Below are 410 nucleotides of genomic sequence, written 5' to 3' on the forward strand. Positions count from 1 at the left end.
CAAACGTGCGTACATCCTTCAGGTATTCGTAGGCAAAACGCTCCAGCCAGCCGGCATCATCCTGGTAGCGATGGCCCAGCGACCCGTAGGCCAGGTGCCGCAGCAGCACCATCCCCACCACGTGCAGCAGCGACCAGCCGACGCTGGCCAGCAGATACAGCGGCAACCGCCGCTTCCAGGTATCGGCATGCAGCGGCCAGCGCTCGCAGCCCCACCACAGCAGCGGCAGGGTCAACAGGACCAGGCCGAGGCTGCTGAACTCCCAGATCATCGGCTCCCACAGCCCGAGATCGGCGCCGCGGCGACTGGCGTCCATCACTTCCACCAGCGCATTGGTCACTGCCGAGGCCGACAGGATCGCCGCCCATACCAGCAGGCGGGTTGAAGTACGCCAGCGCGATGGTCGGCCC

General features: G+C 66.6%; 1 protein-coding gene. It reads right to left on the minus strand.

Annotation, left to right across the window (positions count from 1 at the left end; genetic code table 11):
- A partial coding sequence (locus I6F38_RS43530) for a hypothetical protein (RefSeq protein ID WP_225164732.1) occupies positions 1-410 on the minus strand: 410 nt, incomplete at both ends.

Origin of the sequence: Bradyrhizobium sp. BRP56 (genome assembly GCF_020194035.1) — a bacterium.
Classification (GTDB): Bacteria; Pseudomonadota; Alphaproteobacteria; order Rhizobiales; family Xanthobacteraceae; genus Bradyrhizobium; species Bradyrhizobium australafricanum.